The sequence below is a fragment of the Streptomyces sp. NPDC050211 genome, from assembly GCF_040656035.1.
Lineage (GTDB): Bacteria > Actinomycetota > Actinomycetes > Streptomycetales > Streptomycetaceae > Streptomyces.
Genome location: NZ_JBFALC010000067.1, coordinates 10,679 through 29,861, shown reverse-complemented (window position 1 = coordinate 29,861; position 19,183 = coordinate 10,679). Strand labels below are relative to the sequence as shown.

Here is a 19,183-nt window from a genome sequence, read left to right as displayed (position 1 = left end):
CTTCAGCGCAAGTCGCCCTGTCCCCACCAGGCGGCCGAGGCATCCCGCAGGGTGTTGGTGCCGCAGTGCACCTCACCCATGCCGAGGTGGTACGTGAACCAGTCGTCGAGGTACGAGACCTTCATGCCCACGCGCCGATAGGCCGCGGTGACCGCCTCCGTGAAGATGTCCTTGCCGCCGATCACCGGCCCCCACTGCTTGGGCGCCAGATAGCGGTCGCGGGCGAGCAGCACGCCATTGACCGCCCCGGGGACATAGGCGCTCGTCGTGACGGTCTGTGGAGCCGCCGCGGCGTTCGGCTCCTCGGCGAGCCACTTCTGCTGACCGTGCTTCCTGGCCGCGTCCGCGAGAGCGCTGTCGCCGCCCACACGGGTCAGGCGAGGCATGGGAGTGTCGCTTCCGTTCGCCGACACGGCCACGTCGCGCGTATACAGGGCGGGTACGCGGACGATCTCGGCGTCGGTGACTCCGGTCTCGCGCTTGAGGATCTCCAGGTTGGCCGCGATGCGCTGGGCCGCCATGGTGTTGTCGGCCACCAAGTGGCGGGAGGTCAGGGCCTGCTCGATGGTCTCCCTCGGCACGGGCCCGTTCGCGGAAGGCGGCACCGAGAACATCTTCGTCCGGCCGTGACCGGCCTCCCGGGCGTCGCGCAGCAGCTTCAGCCCGGCCTCGGGGTCGGCCACGCCGATCCGCCAGCCGCGCGGGGTGTCGGCGGGCAGGAACTGCACGAACTCGTCGACGTGGCCGACGCCGAGCCAGGAGGTGTCGAGCAGCAGCGGGTCCTGGAGACCCTGGGACTTCAGCATGGTGCGCATCGCCTGGGACGGCCGGGTCCCGCTGTCCTTGCGCTCGCCCATGATGATCCGCCCGGCCGGGAACGAGCGCCCATTGTGCGCGTACGGCGGGATGGTCTCCAGGTTGCCCATCGAGTTGAGCGACCAGTCGCGCTGTGGGGACCGGTCGGTGACCTGGACGACGCCGATGTCCCGGCCGCGGATCTTCTCGAACAGTTCCCGGCCCGACTCACGCTCCGGCTGGGCCGAGCGCAGCATGACCCGCATGACGTGGCGGTCCCCGTCGGGTCCGGTCATGGCGACGTACCCGGGCTCCACGAAGTCCTGCGCCCAGATGTCGCCGTACTTGTCGAAGGTGACCAGCGGCTTGGTGACGCCGGCGCGCCGGGCCTGCTTCGCCAGACCTTGGACGAACCGCACGAACAGCGGTTCCCCCCACGGCTTGGTGACCATCGCCTGCTGGGTCTGCTGCAGATGGTGGTGGGTGAGCAGCGGAGCCACACGCAGGGTGACCTCGTCGGAGGTGGTGGCGCCCGCGGAGGTCACGGTCAGGCGGATGACCGTACGGCCGTCCCACTGCGCTCTGTCGCGGATGATGTCGGTCGACTCGACGCCGAACTCCACGCCGGAGCGCAGCTCGGCGGCGGTCAGCCGGGTGTCGGGCGTGACCAGGACCCAGTTCCCGGACCGCTTGAGGAAGACGTGGGTGTGCTGGGCACCCGTGGTGACCTTGATGCCGCCCGTGGCGTCACCCGCCAGCCCCGGCAAGGGCGTTGAGCGCACCCGGGCCAGATCGGCGGCGTCCGCCGCGCCGTTGACCTTGGTGTCGGAGGCGTCCTTGCAGGCGGCCAGCTTGGCGTCGGGCAACGGTCTGCCGCCGGGTCCGGTGACCGGGCAGCGATTGGTGTCGTCGTCGAGGTTGGGCAGGGTGACGGCACCCCGGCCGACGGTCCAACTGTCCTCGCCGGCCGTGTCGGTGTCGCCGGTGAGATCGACCCGGCCGTCACGGTTGACGTCCGCTCGGAGATCGGCTGTCGCGGCCGGCTCCGCGGCGGCGGCAGGGGAGAGCTGCGTGGCCAGCACGGATCCCGTGGCGGCGAGGGCGAGGAACACGGATCCCGCGGGGTGGGTGCGTATACGCGTACGTGCGCGCACGGCGAATCCCTTCTCGGTGGGGGTGTTTCGCCGTGCAAGAGGGGAAATGGGGGCTGTGCGTTGACTGCGAAGGTAAGAGTTCTTACCGGGGTCCGCACACTGGGGCCGCACCGGCGGCCCCAGTGAGGCGATGCCTAGCAGATGTTCTGGCTGCTGTTCACCAACGTGTTGTTGCGGAACGTGGTGTTCGTGCCGCAAGGGCTTTCTCTGATCCCCGAGTTGGTCACCCGGAGGTTCTGGATGATGATGTCGGAGTTGTTGGGAAACTCCGAGCGGGCCGCGAGCCGGATCTCGCCGCCGCCGGTGACGCTGCCGCTCTGCGCGGCGATGTTCACGTTGGTGCAGTTCTCGATCAGGATCGAGTTGTTGCCGGTGTTGGAGATGTTCACCCGGTCGATGACCGCGCCGCCGCTCTCGGAGACGCAGAACACCCCTCGGCCGCCGCCGCGCGCGATCACCTCGCCCACGCGGATGTTGGTGGGGTACGAACTGCCCACCCGGCCATTGCGGTTGGCCATGCGGAACGCCGCGTAGCCGGTGCCGGTGCCCGCTCCGTCCGCGTCGACCTTGGTGACGGTGGCGTTGATGGTCTGGTTGAGCAGCAGCCCGGACTCGCCCACGTTGCGCGCGGTGACCGTACCGACGGTGAGGCCGTCGACGCCGTACGTCTCCACGGCGTGGCTGCTCGCGCCGGAGACGTACACGTTGTCGATCCGGACGTTCCGCGTCCACTGGCTGGTGTCGCCGCGGTTGTCGATGCGGACGCCGAGGCCGCGCGACAGGCGCATGTCGAGCTGGCCGAGGACGACGTTCTGGACGTTGCGCATGAAGACGCCGTACAGCGGGGCGCCGGTGAGGGTGAGGTGCTGGACCTCGATGTCGCGGGCGCCGCGGGCGTACACCGGGGCCTGGTCGCCGGAGCCCGATCCGGTGACGTTGATCGTGCCGCAGACGTCGAGCACGGTGTAGCTGGGCAGGGAGACCCGGGATCCGGCGCTGATGGAGCCCGAGCCGCGGACGACGACCCGTTCCTTCGAAGTGCGGCCCGCTGTAAGGCTGCTGACGGCGGCCTGCATCGCGGCGCGCATGTCGCTGCCGGTGTACACGACACTGCTGCCGCGCCGGGCGGTCCAGGTGCTGCCGCTGAGTACCGCCTCTGCCTGGTACGAGCCCTCGCCGCACGCCGCCGCCACCTGCGGCGGGGCGGCCGCGTGCGCGGGTTCGGTGAGCAGGGCCGCTCCGGTGAGCAGGGCGGTGGCGCATGCGGCGGCGGCAACAACGCGTCCTCTGGGGGCCGTTGCGGGAGTGTCGGCGAGGGGTTGTGCGGCTCTGCGTCCCATCTCGTCTTCTCCAAGTGATCCAGATGTGGGGTGTGCGGGGGGTTGGATCCCTCGCCGGTGCCGTCGTCGAATCCCGTTCGACTGAATCGATTCACGATCGGGGTGTGCGTGACCTGGAGGGTCGTGGCTCCAAGGGGTCCCGCGGCGTGTGGCGAGGCTGTAGCAAGCGTTTTCTACGAGCGGTCGGTGAGTGTGCCAACGCCGGTTCGTGGGCGTCAAGGGGCGAGGACGGGTTTGGTGCCGCGCGTACGGGCTACGCGGGCGGCGTGCCCTGCTCCGTGGATCCGGGAGGTCCGATGACCCGGCAGATACGTGACGTGATGTCGCCCGGTGCGGCAGCCGTCGAGCCGATGACGACCGTGGCGCGGGCGGCTGGGCTGATGCGTGAGCAGAACGTCGGCGATGTGCTGGTGGCGTACGACTGCGATCTCTTCGGTGTGCTCACCGACCGCGACATCGTGGTCCGGACGCTCGCCGAGGGCCGCGACCCCGGCACCACCGCCGTCGGATCGGTGTGCACGCGCCCGCCCGTGGTGACCCTGACCCCCGACGACACCACCGACCGGGCGGCCGAGCTGATGCGCCGCCACGCCGTCCGGAGGCTGCCGGTCGTCGAGCGGGGCGGCTGCCCGGTCGGCGTCGTCAGCCTCGGCGACCTCGCCACGGTCGACGACCCGCGTTCCGCGCTGGCCGACATCAGCAGGGCGGATCCCACCCGCTGACGCAGTGAGGAGCGTGCCATGACTCAGCACGTACGCGACATCATGACCAGCGCACCCGTGACGGTCGAACCCCTCACGTCGGTGACCGAGGTGGCCCGGCTCATGCGGGACCAGGACATCGGGGACGTCCTGGTCACCGAGGAAGGACGGCTGCGCGGCATCGTCAGCGACCGTGACCTCGTGGTCCGCGCCGTCGCCGAGGGCGAGGACCCGGAGCACACGACCGTGGCCCAGGTGTGCAGCGCCGATGTGTTCAGCGTCGGCCCCGACGACGACGTCGACCGGGTGGCCGAGCTGATGCGCGAGCACGCCGTACGCCGGATCCCGGTCGTGGCGGACGAGCACCCCGTGGGCATCGTCTCCCTCGGCGACCTGGCCGTCGAACGGGCCCCGGAGACGCCGCTCGGGAACATCAGCTCGTCCAAGCCCAACCGGTAGCGAGGGGTATGCGGCTGCTGCATGGCGCGGAACTGAACATCGACCCGGGCGGCGAGGTGGACTGGCCGTAGGGCTTCCCGCCTGCGCCCGCACAGGCACCGCCCTGGAGATCAACGCCCATCGCGACCGGCTCGACCTGTCCGACGAGCACCCAAGTCATTCCTCTGCGTCGCGGACCAGGAGTGCGATCTGCACCCGGTTCTCGACGGCCAGCTTGGCGAATAGGTTGCCTGTGTGTGCCTTGACCGTCGCGATGCTGATGTGCAGCCGCTGGGCGATCTCCGGATTGCCCAGTCCATCCGCGATGGCCCGAGCAGTTTCGCGTTCTCGCTCGGTCAGTGTGGACAGCTGCTTCCGTGCGGCTTCGCGGGTTGAGCTGCGAGCGTGAGAGGACTGCGGGCCGGTGGCCGCGGCGATCACCCGTGCCGTGGCCGCCGGAGACAGCACGGGGTTGCCGTCAGCGACGGTTCGCACCGCGTCGAGAATCTGCGGCGGTTGGGTGTCTTTGAGGACGAACCCGAGTGCTCCGGCGCGCAGTGCGCCGAGCACCAGATCGTCGGAGTCGAATGTGGTCAGCATGAGTACCCGGGGCGGCGCCGGTCGGGCAAGGAGTTCCCGGGTCGTGCTGAGACCGTCACGGCCGGGCATGCGTACATCCATCAGTACGACGTCCGGTCGCTGCTCGTCCACCACGGTGATCGCGGCGTCCCCGTCGGCCGCCTCCGCGACGACGGTCAGGTCCGGTTCGCCGTCGATGACGAGCCGCAGCGCCATGCGCACCAGTTGTTCGTCGTCGACGATGACGACACGCACCGGCTTCCGCTCGCTGTCCACTCAGGATCTCTTTTCGTGGGTGGGGTCCGGCCAGGGTAGTTGGGCGGTGAGGAGGTATCCGTCGTCGGGTGTGGGGCGATGGTCGAGCTTTCCGCCGGCGAGGTCGACTCGTTCGGTGAGACCGAGTAGGCCGAAGCCCGATGCCGGTCGTGGTGCGGCTTTGGTGGCCGCGGAATTGTGGACACTGACGTCGAGTTGGGCGCCCGCTGTTCCGTCGAGGGTGATGTGGACGCGTGCGCCTGGGGCGTGCTTGGCGGCGTTGGTCAGCCCTTCTTGGACGATGCGATAGCAGGTTCGCCCGACGACGTCGGACGGTGTTCCCGTCACGGTGGTGGTGAGCGTGACGTCCAGTCCGGAGGTGCGGGCGTCGGCCACCAGGTCGGGGATGAGGTCGAGGGAGGGCTGGGGTGGTTCCGGGCGGCCCGGGTCGGCCCGGAGCACACCGAGGACATCCCGTAGTTCTTCCAAGGCTTGGTGGGAGCCCTCGGCGATGCCGCGGACCAGCACACGGTTTTCCTCTGCTGCGAGGTCGCTGCGGTGGCCCAGCACTCCGGCCTGCATGGCGACCAGGGAGATCCGGTGCGCGAGCACGTCGTGCATCTCGCGGGCGATCCGGTTCCGTTCCAGGGCCCGTGCCTGCGCCGCTCGTGCGGTCTGTTCCCGTTCCGCGCTCTCCGCCCGCTCCCGCAAGAACCGCACTTCGACACGCCGCGCGCCGACGGCGATGCCCACGGCCACCGCGATGCCCGCGGTCAGCGCCGGGAACGCGAGCTGGAACCACAACGAGCCGGGCGGGCTCTCGACCGGGTAGAGCCCGATGGCGAACTGTGACGCGGTCACGTAGGCCAGCCCGACGACCCCGATCTCCACCGGACGGCGACGGGCGGAGATCGAGCCCAGCGCCAGAAGCGCGGCGCCGGTTGCGAGTGTCGACGCGGTCGAGGCGATCGCGACCGTCATGGCGACAGCGAACGGGAACCGCCGTCGCCACACAAGCGCCGTCAGGCAGCCGAGAGCCACCAGCGGATCACCGGTGAGGAACCAGGAGCCCGTTTCGTCCGCCTGCCAGTGCAGCACCGCACCGGTGGAGAGCCACGCCGGTATGCCCACTGCCGCGGCTGCCGCCAGCCGCCAGGTCTGCTGCCACCATCCGAGCCGTGGCGCGGCGTCTGTATTCACCTGGCCATTGTCGCGACACCGTACGGCCGGTGAGTCAGACCAGGGGCTGAAGTGCCTTCGACCAGAGTTGAATCGCCGCCTCGACTTTGGGCGAAGGCCATTCGAGCCGCCGGGCCGATGTGCCGGTGGCGCCGCACGAACAGACTCGTCGAGGCGGTCGGGATGGTGATCACCCTCGCCCCGTGCGCCCCACACACCCCCTCAGGAGGACATCAGATGCGCAGAACTCTGTCCCTTGCCCTCGCCGCCACCGCGGTGGCTGCGGCGACCGCGATCCCGGAAAGGACGGTGGCTGCGACGCCGGACACCGTGCGGTGGGGCCCGTGCTCGGAGAAGACCGCCTCGGAGAAGGCCGCTTTGCCCCGTCTGGAGTGCGCGATGCTCGAAGTCCCCCTGGACTACCGGGATCCGGATGGCCGGCAGATCGAGATCGCGATCTCCCGGCTGGCGAGCAAGGAACCCTCGAAGCGCCGCGGCGTACTGCTGACCAATCCGGGCGGCCCCGGCATCACGGGACTCGGCTACCCGGCCGTGCTGGCCGGCTCAGGGCTGCCGCAGAAGGTGCTGGACTCCTACGACCTGATCGGCTTCGACTCGCGTGGCGTCGGCCGCAGCGCGCCGGTGACCTGCGATCTGACGCCGGAGCAGCAGGCACGCGGCAACGTCCCGCCGTACGCGCACACCGCGGCCGATGTCGCTCGGGAGGCGGGGAACGCGCGCACTGTAGCCGAGCAGTGCGCCACCTCACGGACGGCGTGGATGCTGCCGCACACCACCACCGCGAACATCGCACGCGACATGGACCGGATCCGGGCGGCGCTGGCCGAGCCGAAGCTCTCGTACCTCGGTGCCTCCTACGGCAGCTACCTCGGTGCGGTGTACACGACGCTGTTCCCGAAGCGCAGCGACCGGGTCGTGCTCGACAGCAACCTGGGCCCCGGCGGTTACGACGTCACGGCCATGCGGTTGCTCGCCCGTGGACTGGAGGACCGGTTCCCGGACTTCGCGGCGTTCGCGGCCGCGCACCCCGAGTACGGTCTGGGCACCACACCGGAGCAGGTGAGGGCGAAGTACTTCGATCTCGCGGAGCGGCTGGAGGCGAAACCGGTCCAGGGCATCGACGGGATGTTGTTCCGCGGGCTCACGTTCGACCGCCTCTACGTCGATGCGAACATGCCCGAGCTGGTCGAGTTCTGGCACGCGCTCGACACCGACCGGCCGGTGCCGCCCAGCCCGCCGATTCCGAACATGGAGAACTTCATGTCCGCCCGCTTTTCAGTGATATGCGGCGATACGCGCTGGCCGGAGACGGTCCGGGAGTACCAGCGCAACGTCGCGGTCGACCGGCTGAAGTACCCGATGCTGGGCGGGGCCACGGCCGGCATCGGACCGTGCGCGTTCTGGCCGGACGAGCGGGTCGAGCCGCCGGTACGCATCGGTGACCGGGGCCCGTCGAACGTGCTCATGGTGCAGAACGAGCGCGACCCGGGGACCCCGCTGGTCGGTGCCCAGGAGCTGCGGCGGGCGTTCGGGAAGCGGGCCACGATGGTGACGGCCGACCAGGGCGGGCACGGTGTCTATCCGTTCGGACCCAACACGTGTGCGAACAGCACGGTGACGGCGTTCCTGACCACCGGGCAGCGCCCGTCGCACGACCTCGCCTGCGCGGCGGAGCCGAGCACGTAGCGGGAGCGGCGGAGCGCTCAGCGGCGGTACAGCCCGATGAGGGTGCCGTCGGCGAGTTCCCGTTTCTCCACGGCCTGCCGGACGTCGTCGGCGCGCGGGGCGTCCGGGAGGACGCAGGGCTCGGCGAGGGCGTAGAGGTGGAAGACGTAGTGGTGGGACTCGTCCCCGGGCGGGGGGTGGGGTCCGCCCCAGCCGGGACGGCCGTAGCCGTTGACGAGTTCGGTGCCGCCGGGCGGGCTCTGCCCCTCGCTGATGCCGTCGCTGCGGGGGTCGATGCCCACGACGATCCAGTGCACGAAGTTCCCCGACGGGGCGTCGGGGTCCTCGCACATCAGGACCAGCTCGGCCGCGTCGTCCGGTACGCCGGACCAGGTCAGGGGCGGGGAGACGTTCTCCCCCTCCAGCGCGTACCGGCGGGGGACGGGGGCGTGGTCGGTGAATGCGTTGCTCTTGAGTTCGATGCCGGTCATGTGGCCCGGAGTACCCCTGGGCGGCGGGACATATCAGGAAGACGTGTGGATCTCCGCGCGACGGATACCCGGGCCAGGTCAGGAGTGCTACGGACTGAGGAAGGCCGGCCCGATGATCTCGCAGACCGTTCTGGTGCCCGCCGACGGCGTCGAGCTCCCCGGCGACTTCGACGTCCCGGCGCCCGCTCACGGCGTCGTCCTGTTCGCGCACGGCAGCGGCAGCTCCCGGCACAGCCCGCGCAACCGGCAGGTCGCCGCCGAACTCCGCACCGCCGCCCTGGGCACGCTGCTGATGGACCTGCTGACCGAGGCGGAGGACCGGCAGGACGAGCTGACCGCCGAGCACCGCTTCGACATTCCGCTGCTCGGGCGCCGTCTGGTCGCCGCGATCGACTGGCTCGACGCGGAACCCGAGGTCCAGGGACTGCCCGTCGTCCTGTTCGGAGCCAGCACCGGTGCGGCCGCCGCCCTGATGGCCGCGGCGGACCGGCCGGACCGGGTCCTGACCGTGGTCTCACGCGGCGGACGGCCCGACCTGGCGGGCGACGCCCTGGACCTCGTACGCGCGCCCGTGCTGCTCATCGTCGGCGGGCACGACGCGCAGGTGCTGCGGCTCAACGAGGACGCCGCCCGGCGGCTGCGGGCCCCCTGCACGCTGAGTGTCGTGCCGGGTGCCACCCACCTGTTCGAGGAGCCGGGCGCGCTGGAGCAGGTCGCCGGCCTGGCCAGGGAGTGGTGCGTGGAACGGCTGGGCGCCCAGCAGCGGTGACGCCGTGTGGGGCACCGGAGGGCCGGGTACCCGGCAGCCGCGCACGGAGGCAATCGGAAGGAGCAGCCATGCAGTTCCGCGACCGCAAGCAGGCCGGGCGGGAACTGGCCGCGCGGCTGCGCACCCTGCAGGAGAAAGGGGCTCTCCCGCACGCTGTCGTCCTCGCGCTGCCCCGCGGTGGTGCCGCGGTCGCCCGCGAGGTCGCACACGCGCTGGACGCCCCGCTGGACGTCCTCGTGGTCCGCAAGATCGGGGCGCCGTTCCAGGAGGAGCTGGGCGTCGGCGCGATCGCCGGCGACGACCCGCCGCTCTTCGACGAACGGGCCCTGGACCGGCTGGGCCTGAGCGAGGCCGCCCTCGCCGAGACCGTCGACCGGGAGCGGGAGGAGGTACGGCGCCGCGAACGGCGCTACCGGCGTGGCCGTCCCCCGGTGGATCTGCGGGGCCGCACCGTGATCGTCGTCGACGACGGCCTGGCCACCGGCGCGACCGCGCGCGCCGCACTGCGCCGGGTCCGCCGTGAGGCGCCCGAGCAGGTCGTCCTGGCCGTGCCGGTCTGCTCACCGGAGGCGGTCGAGCTGCTGCGCGACGAGGCCGACGAGGTGATCTGCCTGCACCGGCCGGAGCAGTTCATGGCCGTCGGCCTCTGGTACGAGAACTTCGACCAGCTCACCGACGACGAGGTCCTCGACGCGCTGCACGGTTCCCACACCCTGCCCGGCTGAAGGAGGAGAAGCGAGTGACCGAAGCGACCGGCACCGTCCTGGTCGGCGTCGACGACACACCGCAGGCCTGGCTCGCCGCGGACTGGGCGGCCCGGGAGGCGGCGCTGCGCGGAGCGGCACTCCAGGTCGTGCACGCGGTGGGACACGCCGACGAGCGGGTCCGCGGCGCGGCCGCCGATCTGCTGGAGGACGCCCGGACCCGCATCACGACGGCCCATCCCGGGCTGCGGGTCGACACCGTCCTCGGGCAGGGGGAGCCCGCCGAGGCGGTCCTGAACGCGGCCGAGGACACCGACGCCGACCTGATCGTGCTCGGCACCCGCGGACGAGGCGGCTTCGCCGGGCTGCTCCTGGGATCCGTGAGCCTGAAGGTAGCCGCCCACGCCGAACGACCGGTCGTCGTCGCCCGCGGTCACACGGAGAAGGCCGGGCACGACGGCATCGTGGCCGGCGTCCGCGACGAGCGGGACGAGGACGCCGTACGGTTCGCCCTCGCCGAGGCCGACCTGCGCGGGGCCCCGGTGCGTCTGGTGCACGCCTGGTCGCCGCTCGCGAGGGCGGGCCTCATGGTCCCCCAGGTCAGCACCATCGACGACGAGCAGCACGCCCACGCCCAGCTCCTGAAGCACGCCGCACGCCCCGCCGCCGCGTATCCGCGGCTGCACGTGGAGCAGGAGCTGATCACCGGTTCGCCCGCCGACGTCCTGGTGGAGGCATCGGCCAAGGCCGGGCTGCTGGTGCTCCCGCGCCACCCGGTCGAGGGCCGGTTCGGGCTGCGGCTGGGCTCGGTCGTCCATGCCGTACTGCACCACGCGGACTGTCCCGTGGCCGTCGTACCCACGTCATAGACCCTCGCGTCACGGAGGCGGAGCGATGGACCTGGTCGAGGAACGCCCCTGCCGATTCCGCATCGACCCGCACGACGGGATGCGCGTGCCCGGCATCGTGTTCGCCTCCCGTGACCTGCTGAGCGACGCCGAGCAGTCGCTGGAGCAGGTCGTCAACGTGGCCACGCTGCCCGGCATCGTCGGCGCCTCGTACGCCATGCCGGACATCCACTGGGGCTACGGCTTCCCGATCGGCGGCGTCGCCGCGACCGCCGTGGACGAGGGCGGCGTGGTCTCGCCCGGCGGGGTCGGCTTCGACATCTCCTGCGGGGTGCGGCTGCTGGCGGCCGACTGCGACGGGCGGGAACTGCGCAGGGCGCTGCCCGCGGTCATGGACGGCCTGGACCGGCGGATACCGCGCGGCGCCGGGCCCGGCGGGGTGTGGCGGCTGAGCGGGCAGGCGGAGCTGGAGGGGATCCTGCGGGGCGGCTCCCGGTACGCCGTCGAGCAGGGCCACGGCGAGCAGCGCGACCTCACCCGCTGCGAGGACGGCGGGGCGGTCGCCGACGCCGACGCGACGCAGGTCAGTGAGCGGGCCCGGGAACGGGGCCTCGGCCAGGTCGGCAGCCTCGGCTCCGCCAACCACTTCCTGGAGGTCCAGGAGATCGCCGAGGTGTACGACGAACCGGTCGCCGCCGCCTTCGGGCTCGCCCCCGGCCAGGTGTGCGTGATGATCCACTGCGGTTCCCGCGGCCTCGGCCACCAGATCTGCACCGACCACGTCCGGGCGATGGACCGGGCCATGACCCGTTACGGCATCACCGTCCCCGACCGCCAGCTGGCCTGCACCCCGGTCGACTCGCCCGAGGGACAGGCCTACCTGGGCGCGATGGCAGCCGCCGCCAACTACGGCCGCGCCAACCGCCAGTTGCTGTCCGACGCGGCCCGCAGTGTCTTCCGCCGCGTCACCGGCGCACAGCTGTCGCTGGTGTACGACGTGTCCCACAACCTCGCCAAGATGGAGACGCACGAGGTGGACGGCGCCAGGCGCCTGCTGTGCGTGCACCGCAAGGGAGCCACCCGCGCCTTCCCGCCCGGCCACCCCGAACTGCCCGAGGATCTACGGGAGTTCGGCCAGCCGGTGCTCATCCCCGGCACCATGGGCACGGCCTCCTACGTGCTGGCCGGGGTGCCCGGCGGCGACGCCTTCCACTCCACCTGCCACGGCGCGGGCCGCACCCTCAGCCGGCACCGGGCCGCCCGCACCGTGACGGGCAAGGAACTGCGCACCCGGCTGGAGTCGGCCGGTATCGCCGTCCGGCCGAAGTCGATGCGCGGTCTCGCCGAGGAGACCCCGGAGGCATACAAGGACGTCAGCGCGGTGGTCGCCGCGAGCGAGACGGCGGGGCTGTGCCGGACGGTGGCCAAGCTCGTGCCGCTGGGCGTGGTGAAGGGATGAGCCGGATGCGCTCATACGTCGATGGTCACCGCGCAGGACCAGCCGTACGGACCGGGCTCGATGCGCAGGTTCTCCCACGCGATGCCCTTCGGCGCGGCGCCGATGACCTCCACCACGCCGAGGTCGGCGACCGCCATCCGCACGTCGAGCCCCTCGTCGTACGCCTCCGCCTCCACGTCGACCGGCACCTGCCCGTGCACCTCCAGCCGGAAGACGACCTCGTCGAGCAGCGTGGTCAGCAGATCCTCGGGGCTGCCCTCGGCCAGCCGCAGCCGGGCCACGCCGGTCGCCCGGGTCCCGGAGACGTCCGCGAAGCCCTCCACCATGCCCGTGACGGCCTCCACCAGACAGCGCTCGCGGCTCTCCGCCCAGGCCTCGACGCGCACGTCAGCCGTGTGCGGCACCAGCCGGTGCCCACTCGTCCCGCGCCTGCGCGCCGTGATGTCGTCGCCCATGTCGCCGACCATGTCCCCCGTGTGCCCACTGCGCGGCGCCGCACACTGGATTCGGGGGGCATGTCCGGACCGGCAGAGGAGCCACCGCCTCAGGAGCCGCCATGACCGACCCGACCCGCCTGGCGCTCGCACCCGCACTGCGGGACGTGCGGGCCGTCGTCTTCGACACCGACGGAGTGATCACCGACTCGGCCCGGGTGCACGCCGCCGCCTGGCGGACCGCCTTCGACACCTATCTGCGTCAGCACCCGCCCGAGGACCCGGACCAGCGGCGCCCCTTCGATCCCCGGGACGACTACCTGCGGCACGTGGACGGCAAATCCCGCCTCGACGGGGCCGCCGCCTTCCTCGCCTCCCGCGGCCTCGACACATCGGACGGGAGCGTACGGGCCGTCGCCGCGGACAAGGAGCGCCTCTTCACCGAGCGGCTGCGCACCCACGGCGTCGACGCCTATCCCGGGACGGTCCGGCTGGTGCGTGCCCTGCGCGAGGCCGGGGTACCCGTGGCGGCGGCCTCGGCGTCCCGGCACGCGGGTGAGCTGCTCACCCGGGCCGGGGTCCGGGACCTCTTCGACGCCCTGGTGGACGGCGGTGAGGCGGCCCGGCTGGGGCTCGCCGGCAAACCCGAACCCGACCTCTTCCTGGAGGCGGCCCGCCGGCTCGGCGTCCCCGCCGGGCACGCCGCCGTCGTGGAGGACGCGCTGGCGGGCGTGGAAGCGGGGCGTCGGGGTGCGTTCGCGCTCGTCGTCGGCGTGGACCGGGCCGCCGGTGCGGACACCGGCGCGAGGCTGCTGCGGCACGGCGCCGACATCGTCGTACGAGATCTGGCAGAACTGCTCGTGGAAGGAGCACCGCGGTGACCGCACCGACGTCCTGGACCTGGGAGTACGACGGCTACGAACCAGCGGACGAACGGCTCAGGGAGTCGCTGTGCACGCTCGGCAACGGATACTTCGCCACCCGTGGCGCGTTCCCGGAGTGCATCGCCGACGAGGTGCACTACCCCGGCACGTATGCGGCCGGCTGCTACAACCGGCTCGCCTCGGACGTGGCAGGACACAGCGTCGAGAACGAGGACATGGTCAACCTGCCGAACTGGCTGGCGCTGCGCTTCCGCCGCCCCGGCGGGCGGTGGCTCACCCCCGACACGGCGACGGTCCTGGACCACCGGCAGGTGCTGCACCTCGACTCGGGGATGCTGGAGCGCGTCACGCGGTACGCGCTGGCGGAGGGCAAGGCCCTGTTCGTACGGCAGCAGCGGTTCGTGGGCATGGCCGACCCCCATCTGGCGGTCCTGCGCACCGAGCTCACCGCCGAGGGCTTCGCGGGCGCCCTCGACGTCGAGGCGGCGCTCGACGGGGGCGTCACCAACTCCGGGGTCGCGCGCTACCGCGATCTGGACGGCCACCATCTGACCCACGTGCACACCGGGAGTTCCGCACCTGACACGGTGTGGCTGCGCTGCCGGACCCGCACCTCGGACATCCGGATCGGCATGGCGGCCCGGCTGACCGCCGACGTCCCGGTGACGGAGCGGCTGGAGGTCAATCGAGCCGTCCAGCGGATCCACCTCGAGCTGATCCCCGGCCGTACCGTCACCGTGGACAAGACCGTCGCCCTGCACACCTCCCGCGACCCCGCGATCAGCGATCCGCTGGACGCCGCCGTCGACCGGGTGGACGCGGCCTCCGGCTTCGACGACCTGCTGAAGGCCCACCGCACGGCCTGGGACCAGCTGTGGCGGCGGGCCGAGATCGACGTCCCCGGCGCCGCGGGCCGCATTCTCCGGCTGCACCTCTTCCACGTCCTGCAGACCCTCTCGCCGCACACCGCCGACCTGGACGTGGGCGTGCCGGCCCGGGGACTGCACGGCGAGGCGTACCGGGGGCACGTCTTCTGGGACGAGCTGTTCGTGCTGCCGTATCTGAACCTGCACTTCCCGGAGGTGTCCCGGGCCCTGCTCGGCTACCGCCACCGGCGCCTGGACCAGGCCCGTGCCGCCGCCCGCGCGGCCGGGCGGCGCGGCGCGCTCTACCCGTGGCAGAGCGGCAGCGACGGGCGCGAGGAGACCCAGGAACTGCATCTCAACCCGCGCTCGGGGCGCTGGCTGCCGGACTACTCTCGACTCCAGCACCACGTCGGCTCGGCGATCGCGTACAACGTGTGGCGGTACTGCGAGGCCAGCGGCGACGCCGAGTTCCTGCACACCAAGGGCGCCGAGATGCTGCTCCAGATCGCCCGCTACTGGGCGGACTCGGCGGTGTACGACGAGGGCCTGGGCCGGTATCGCATCCGGGGCGTGGTCGGCCCAGACGAGTACCACGACGCCTACCCCGACGCGAAGCTGCCCGGCCTCGACGACAACGCGTACACCAACGTCACCGCCGCATGGGTGCTCACCCGCACCCTGGAGATGCTGCGCGCCCTGCCCGAACCCCGCCGCCGCGAACTCCTGGAGCGCACCGGCCTGGACGGCGGCGAGCGGGAACACTGGGATGAGATGTCGCGCACCCTCCATGTGCCCTTCCACGGGGGTGTCATCAGCCAGTTCGAGGGCTATGGCGACCTCGCCGAACTCGACTGGGAGGGCTACCGCAAGCGCTACGGCGACATCCGGCGCCTGGACCGGATCCTGGAGGCGGAGGGCGACACCGTCAACCGCTACCAGGCGTCCAAGCAGGCCGATGTGCTGATGCTCGGCTACCTCTTCTCACCCGCCGAACTCCAGGAAATCTTCCGCCGGTTGGGCCACCGCCTTGACCAGGACACCTGGCGGCGCACGGTCGACTACTACCTGCGGCGCACCAGCCACGGGTCGACCCTCAGCGGCTTGGTCCACGGCTGGGTGCTGGCCCGGGCCCGGCGCGCGGAGGCCTGGATGTTCTGCCAGGAGGCGCTGCGCGGCGACATCGCCGACCTGCAGGGCGGCACCACCGGCGAGGGCATCCACCTCGGCGCCATGGCCGGCACCCTCGACCTCGTCCAGCGTGGACTGACCGGACTGGCGACCAGCGGCGGGGCGCTGTGCCTCGACCCGGTTCCGCTGCCGGAGCTGTCCTCGTACGGCTTCGCCATCCACTACCAGGGCCACTGGGGCATCCACCTCCGGCTGGAACACGGGCGCTTGGAGATCACGGTTCCCGCGTCCGACCTCGACCCGATCGACGTCCGCCTGCCGGACCGCACGGTGTCCGTCCGGCCGGGCGAGATGCGACGGCTGATGCTGCGGGGGTGACGTCACCCCCCGCACAGGACGGGGGTCAAGGTACCGGACGTGGTCGGCGGGTGTACACGCCTGATCTGTGACTCCGGCGGCGTCAACTCGCGGCGTATCGCGGACGGCTGACCTCTCGGCCCGAGCCGCCGACGCTGTCGAAACCCTGCTGACCTGCGCGAGCGCGCTCTAGATCGGTGTGTTCGAGCATCAACTTCCGGTCAACCGTAGGGCATTCGGTGGCGACTCCCGGTACTGCGGCGGTTACCCACCGGAGCCCCGGGTGCGGCAGACTGCCGTGAGCCGTACCCGGGCGTGGGCGATCGCGGCACCGGGTGGGCGGTACGAAAGGCGTCGATTCGGCTGGATGAGAGGGAGTTTCATGGACCGGTATCTCAGGGGGGCGAGGCTCTGGCCCGACGGGTGGACCAAGCTCAGGGTGGACTTCGTCCCGCGACTCCCCGAGATCAAACCGGTGACCGACATCTATCGCCCGGTCCTCGCCCGGTTCGGGTTCGTCTCGCCGGTCAAGGACGAGTGGCTGCACGAGACGCTGGCCGTCGTCGACGACCGGCCCGCGAGCGAGGTGACCGGACCGGAACTCGCCCTGTTCGAAGGCCGGTTGCGGGAACGGCTCGGCGCGGTGCGCCCCTTCACGGTGACGGTGGGCGCGGCGGTGGCGGGCCGGTGCGGTGTCCTGCTCGACATCGCTCCCGAGGACGAGTTCCAGGAGCTCCGGCACCAGGCCAGGGACGCCGTCGTGGAGGTGTTCGGCGAGGACGCCGACGACTACGAGGACGAACGCCCGAGGATCTCGCTGGCCTACGGCACCGCACTCGGCGACTCGCGGCTCCTGCAGGGCAGGCTGCGCAGCGCCTCGGGCCGGCGGGCCACGCTGACCGTGGACGGCGCACGGCTCGTGGAGGCCGTCCAGGACCGCAAGCAGCACGAGATCCGCTGGCAGGAGCTGGCGTTCGTGCCGCTGGGCGGTGCGGGATGAGGTCCGTCCTCAACCGGATCGTCAACCGGCCTTCTCCGTAAGGGCGTTGAACATCACCCGTCCCGGTCGCGTACCTCAGGGCACACCGATCCCGGACGACAGGAGTACCTGCCATGGCCGAGAAGCAGTACACCGTCATCGGCATGAGCTGCGGCCACTGCGCGGCGAGCGTCACCGAAGAGGTGGTGGCGGTACCCGGCGTCACCGAGGTCGACGTCGATGTGCGGGCCGGCCGGGTGATCGTACGAGGGGAGCAGTTCGGCGAGGACGCGGTGCGCAGCGCGATCGTCGAGGCGGGTTTCGAGGTGGCGCGGGGCGCACGGGCCGCCGCGGCCTGAGCGCCGTGGGGGAGCGTGCCGCCTCTCACGCCACCTGGTCTCATGCCACCTGGTCGAAGAAGGTCAGCAGGGCGGCGGGGGAGTCGGGGCCGGTCAGTGCCTGTTCCGTCCAGATGCACTTGCCGGTCCCGGTGTAGCGGGCACCCCACCGCTGGGAGAGGGCCGCGACCAGTTGGAGGCCCCGGCCGCCCTCGTCCGTCTCGGACGCCCGGCGGATCCGGGGGGTGGTGAGGCTCCCGTCGGAGACCTCGCAGATCAGCGCGCGGCTGCGCAGCAGACGGAGCATGACCGGGCCCTTGGCATGCCGGACGACGTTGCCCACCAGCTCGCTGACCAGCAGTTCCGTCGTCATCGCCAGATCGTCCAGGCCCCACTCGGACAGCTGCGCCCGGACCAGCTTGCGTGCCTCGCCGGCCGCCTGCGGCTCCGTGCTCAGCGGCCACACGGCGACCGCTTCGGGCGGCAGCCGGTGCACCCGCACCACCAGCAGGGCCGCGTCGTCGGCGGACTGCTGCTGTGCCGGGACCAGGCCCGAGGTGAGCCGATCGCAGAGCCGGTCGAGGTCGTCCTCCGTGTCGGCCCCGCCGAGCAGCCGCGCGAGATGGGCCATGCCCACGTCGATGTCCCGGCTGGCGGACTCGATCAGGCCGTCGGTGTACAGCACGAGCAGGGAGTCCTCCGGCAGGGCGACCTCGACGCTCTCGAAGGGCGGGTCGGCGGCGCCCAGCGGGGGATCCTGGGCCACCGCCGGGAACTCGACCGTGCCGTCCGGCCGCACGACGGCGGGCGGCGGATGCCCGGCGCAGCCGAAGGCACACACGCCGGTCGTCGGGTCGTACACCCCGTACAGGCAGGTGGCGTAGGAGTCGTCGCCGAGTTCGGAGACGACGTCGTTGAGGTGGGCCAGGATCTCGTCGGGCGCCAGTTCCAGATCCGCCAGGGTGTGGACGGCGGTGCGCAGCCGTCCCATGGTGGCCGCCTGGGGCAGTCCATGGCCCATCACGTCGCCGATGACGAGGGCGACCCGGTCGCCGGAGAGCGGGATGATGTCGTACCAGTCGCCGCCCACGTCCATGCCCTGCCGGGCCGACAGATAGCGCGCCGCGGAGGTGCAGGCGGGCAGCGGCGGCAGCGTCCGGGGGAGCAGGCCGCGCTGCAGTTCCTGGGCGCGGATGTGCTCGGCGTCGAAGAGGCGGGCCCGCTCCAGGGCGTGGGCGACCAGGCCGCTGATCGCGACCAGCAGCGTGCGTTCCTCGCCGGTGAAGCGGCGTGGCTGCTCGAAGGAGATCACGCACACCCCGGCCGGGTGGTCCGAGGCGATCAGCGGCAGGAACGCCCAGGCCGCCTTGCCGCCCGCCGCGGGCTGCCCGGCCAGCGCCGGGTAGCGGCCCGCGTACTCCTCGGGGGAGGAGAAGAACTGCGGGGTGCGGCTGAAGAGCGCGTCCGTGACCGCGCTGCGTCCCGTCACGGGAAGGTGGTCGACCAGGTCGAGGAACTCCTGGGAGTAGCCGACGCTGCCGACGACCCGGGTCCGCTCGTCCTCGATGACCTGCATCATCAGCCCGGCCGCGCCGAACGGCGGCAGCACATGGCGGGCGACCGCGTCGACGACGTCCTGCGAGCTGATCGCCTTGGCGAGCGCCGCCGTCAGTTCGCCGATGCGGGCGGCCCGGTCGGCCTGGGCGCGGGCGGCGGCCTCACGTTCGGCCTCCCGTACGCGCCGGTCGTGGAGGTCGGTGTTGTGGAAGGCGTGGCGGTCGGGGAGCGGGACCAGTCGC

General features: G+C 71.8%; 18 protein-coding genes. 11 read left to right on the top strand and 7 right to left on the bottom strand.

Features of this window, described 5'->3' with window-relative positions:
- Nucleotides 1-2 precede the first annotated feature (2 nt).
- Both AB0I98_RS40895 and AB0I98_RS40890 read right to left on the bottom strand, forming a co-directional pair.
- Nucleotides 3-1,949 carry a protein-arginine deiminase domain-containing protein gene (locus AB0I98_RS40895; protein WP_362950790.1) on the bottom strand — a complete coding sequence of 649 codons (1,947 nt, stop codon included), beginning with the start codon at nucleotides 1,947-1,949 and terminating at the stop codon, nucleotides 3-5.
- Between the two features lie 134 nt (nucleotides 1,950-2,083).
- Complete coding sequence (locus tag AB0I98_RS40890; protein ID WP_362950789.1) at nucleotides 2,084-3,289, bottom strand: hypothetical protein; 1,206 nt, start codon at nucleotides 3,287-3,289, stop codon at nucleotides 2,084-2,086.
- A 296-nt stretch (nucleotides 3,290-3,585) separates the two neighbouring features.
- Here AB0I98_RS40890 and AB0I98_RS40885 point away from each other — a divergent pair, with 296 nt between their 5' ends.
- On the top strand, nucleotides 3,586-4,011 hold the full coding sequence (locus AB0I98_RS40885; protein ID WP_362950786.1) for a CBS domain-containing protein: 426 nt from the start codon (nucleotides 3,586-3,588) through the stop codon (nucleotides 4,009-4,011).
- A gap of 18 nt (nucleotides 4,012-4,029) precedes the next feature.
- Complete coding sequence (locus tag AB0I98_RS40880) at nucleotides 4,030-4,449, top strand: CBS domain-containing protein (RefSeq protein ID WP_362950784.1); 420 nt, start codon at nucleotides 4,030-4,032, stop codon at nucleotides 4,447-4,449.
- Between the two features lie 156 nt (nucleotides 4,450-4,605).
- Here AB0I98_RS40880 and AB0I98_RS40875 read toward each other — a convergent pair whose 3' ends face one another.
- The gene (locus tag AB0I98_RS40875) at nucleotides 4,606-5,283 is read right to left on the bottom strand and encodes a response regulator transcription factor (RefSeq protein WP_362950782.1); all 678 of its coding nucleotides are present in this window, start codon (nucleotides 5,281-5,283) and stop codon (nucleotides 4,606-4,608) included.
- Nucleotides 5,284-6,462, bottom strand: coding sequence for a histidine kinase (locus tag AB0I98_RS40870; RefSeq protein WP_362950779.1), 1,179 nt, complete (start codon nucleotides 6,460-6,462; stop codon nucleotides 5,284-5,286).
- Nucleotides 6,463-6,678: 216 nt separating this feature from the next.
- Between AB0I98_RS40870 and AB0I98_RS40865 the strand changes: the two genes are divergently transcribed.
- Nucleotides 6,679-8,148, top strand: coding sequence for an alpha/beta hydrolase (locus AB0I98_RS40865; RefSeq protein WP_362950776.1), 1,470 nt, complete (start codon nucleotides 6,679-6,681; stop codon nucleotides 8,146-8,148).
- A 17-nt stretch (nucleotides 8,149-8,165) separates the two neighbouring features.
- On the opposite strand, the gene AB0I98_RS40860 is transcribed toward AB0I98_RS40865, so the two are convergent.
- Entirely contained in the window at nucleotides 8,166-8,618 is a 453-nt protein-coding gene (locus AB0I98_RS40860) for a YbhB/YbcL family Raf kinase inhibitor-like protein (RefSeq protein WP_362950774.1), read from the bottom strand.
- 112 nt (nucleotides 8,619-8,730) lie between these two features.
- On the opposite strand from AB0I98_RS40860, the gene AB0I98_RS40855 reads away from it, so the two are divergent.
- The 4 genes from AB0I98_RS40855 to AB0I98_RS40840 all read left to right on the top strand — a co-directional run bounded on the left by AB0I98_RS40855 (nucleotide 8,731) and on the right by AB0I98_RS40840 (nucleotide 12,398).
- Nucleotides 8,731-9,387, top strand: a complete 657-nt coding sequence (locus tag AB0I98_RS40855) for a dienelactone hydrolase family protein (RefSeq protein ID WP_362950772.1) — start codon at nucleotides 8,731-8,733, stop codon at nucleotides 9,385-9,387.
- Between the two features lie 68 nt (nucleotides 9,388-9,455).
- Nucleotides 9,456-10,112 (top strand): phosphoribosyltransferase family protein, encoded by a 657-nt coding sequence (locus tag AB0I98_RS40850; RefSeq protein ID WP_362950770.1) that lies wholly within the window; start codon nucleotides 9,456-9,458, stop codon nucleotides 10,110-10,112.
- Nucleotides 10,113-10,126: 14 nt separating this feature from the next.
- Complete coding sequence (locus AB0I98_RS40845) at nucleotides 10,127-10,960, top strand: universal stress protein (protein ID WP_362950769.1); 834 nt, start codon at nucleotides 10,127-10,129, stop codon at nucleotides 10,958-10,960.
- Nucleotides 10,961-10,985: 25 nt separating this feature from the next.
- The gene (locus AB0I98_RS40840) at nucleotides 10,986-12,398 is read left to right on the top strand and encodes an RtcB family protein (RefSeq protein WP_362950767.1); all 1,413 of its coding nucleotides are present in this window, start codon (nucleotides 10,986-10,988) and stop codon (nucleotides 12,396-12,398) included.
- 11 nt (nucleotides 12,399-12,409) lie between these two features.
- Here the strand turns inward: AB0I98_RS40840 and AB0I98_RS40835 are convergent, their stop codons facing one another.
- On the bottom strand, nucleotides 12,410-12,853 hold the full coding sequence (locus tag AB0I98_RS40835; protein ID WP_328369391.1) for an archease: 444 nt from the start codon (nucleotides 12,851-12,853) through the stop codon (nucleotides 12,410-12,412).
- Between the two features lie 101 nt (nucleotides 12,854-12,954).
- Between AB0I98_RS40835 and AB0I98_RS40830 the strand changes: the two genes are divergently transcribed.
- The 4 genes from AB0I98_RS40830 (at nucleotide 12,955) to AB0I98_RS40815 (ending at nucleotide 17,405) form a co-directional block, all read left to right on the top strand.
- Nucleotides 12,955-13,713, top strand: a complete 759-nt coding sequence (locus AB0I98_RS40830) for a beta-phosphoglucomutase family hydrolase (RefSeq protein WP_362950766.1) — start codon at nucleotides 12,955-12,957, stop codon at nucleotides 13,711-13,713.
- Nucleotides 13,710-16,088, top strand: a complete 2,379-nt coding sequence (locus tag AB0I98_RS40825) for a glycosyl hydrolase family 65 protein (protein WP_362950764.1) — start codon at nucleotides 13,710-13,712, stop codon at nucleotides 16,086-16,088. Before AB0I98_RS40830 ends, AB0I98_RS40825 begins: the two co-directional genes overlap by 4 nt.
- A 361-nt stretch (nucleotides 16,089-16,449) precedes the next feature.
- Nucleotides 16,450-17,067, top strand: coding sequence for a 2'-5' RNA ligase family protein (locus AB0I98_RS40820; RefSeq protein ID WP_362950763.1), 618 nt, complete (start codon nucleotides 16,450-16,452; stop codon nucleotides 17,065-17,067).
- A 113-nt stretch (nucleotides 17,068-17,180) separates the two neighbouring features.
- Complete coding sequence (locus AB0I98_RS40815; RefSeq protein WP_362950762.1) at nucleotides 17,181-17,405, top strand: heavy-metal-associated domain-containing protein; 225 nt, start codon at nucleotides 17,181-17,183, stop codon at nucleotides 17,403-17,405.
- Between the two features lie 40 nt (nucleotides 17,406-17,445).
- Here AB0I98_RS40815 and AB0I98_RS40810 read toward each other — a convergent pair.
- Nucleotides 17,446-19,183, bottom strand: a 1,738-nt coding sequence (locus tag AB0I98_RS40810; RefSeq protein ID WP_362950760.1) for a SpoIIE family protein phosphatase, incomplete at its 5' end; no start/stop codon positions are given.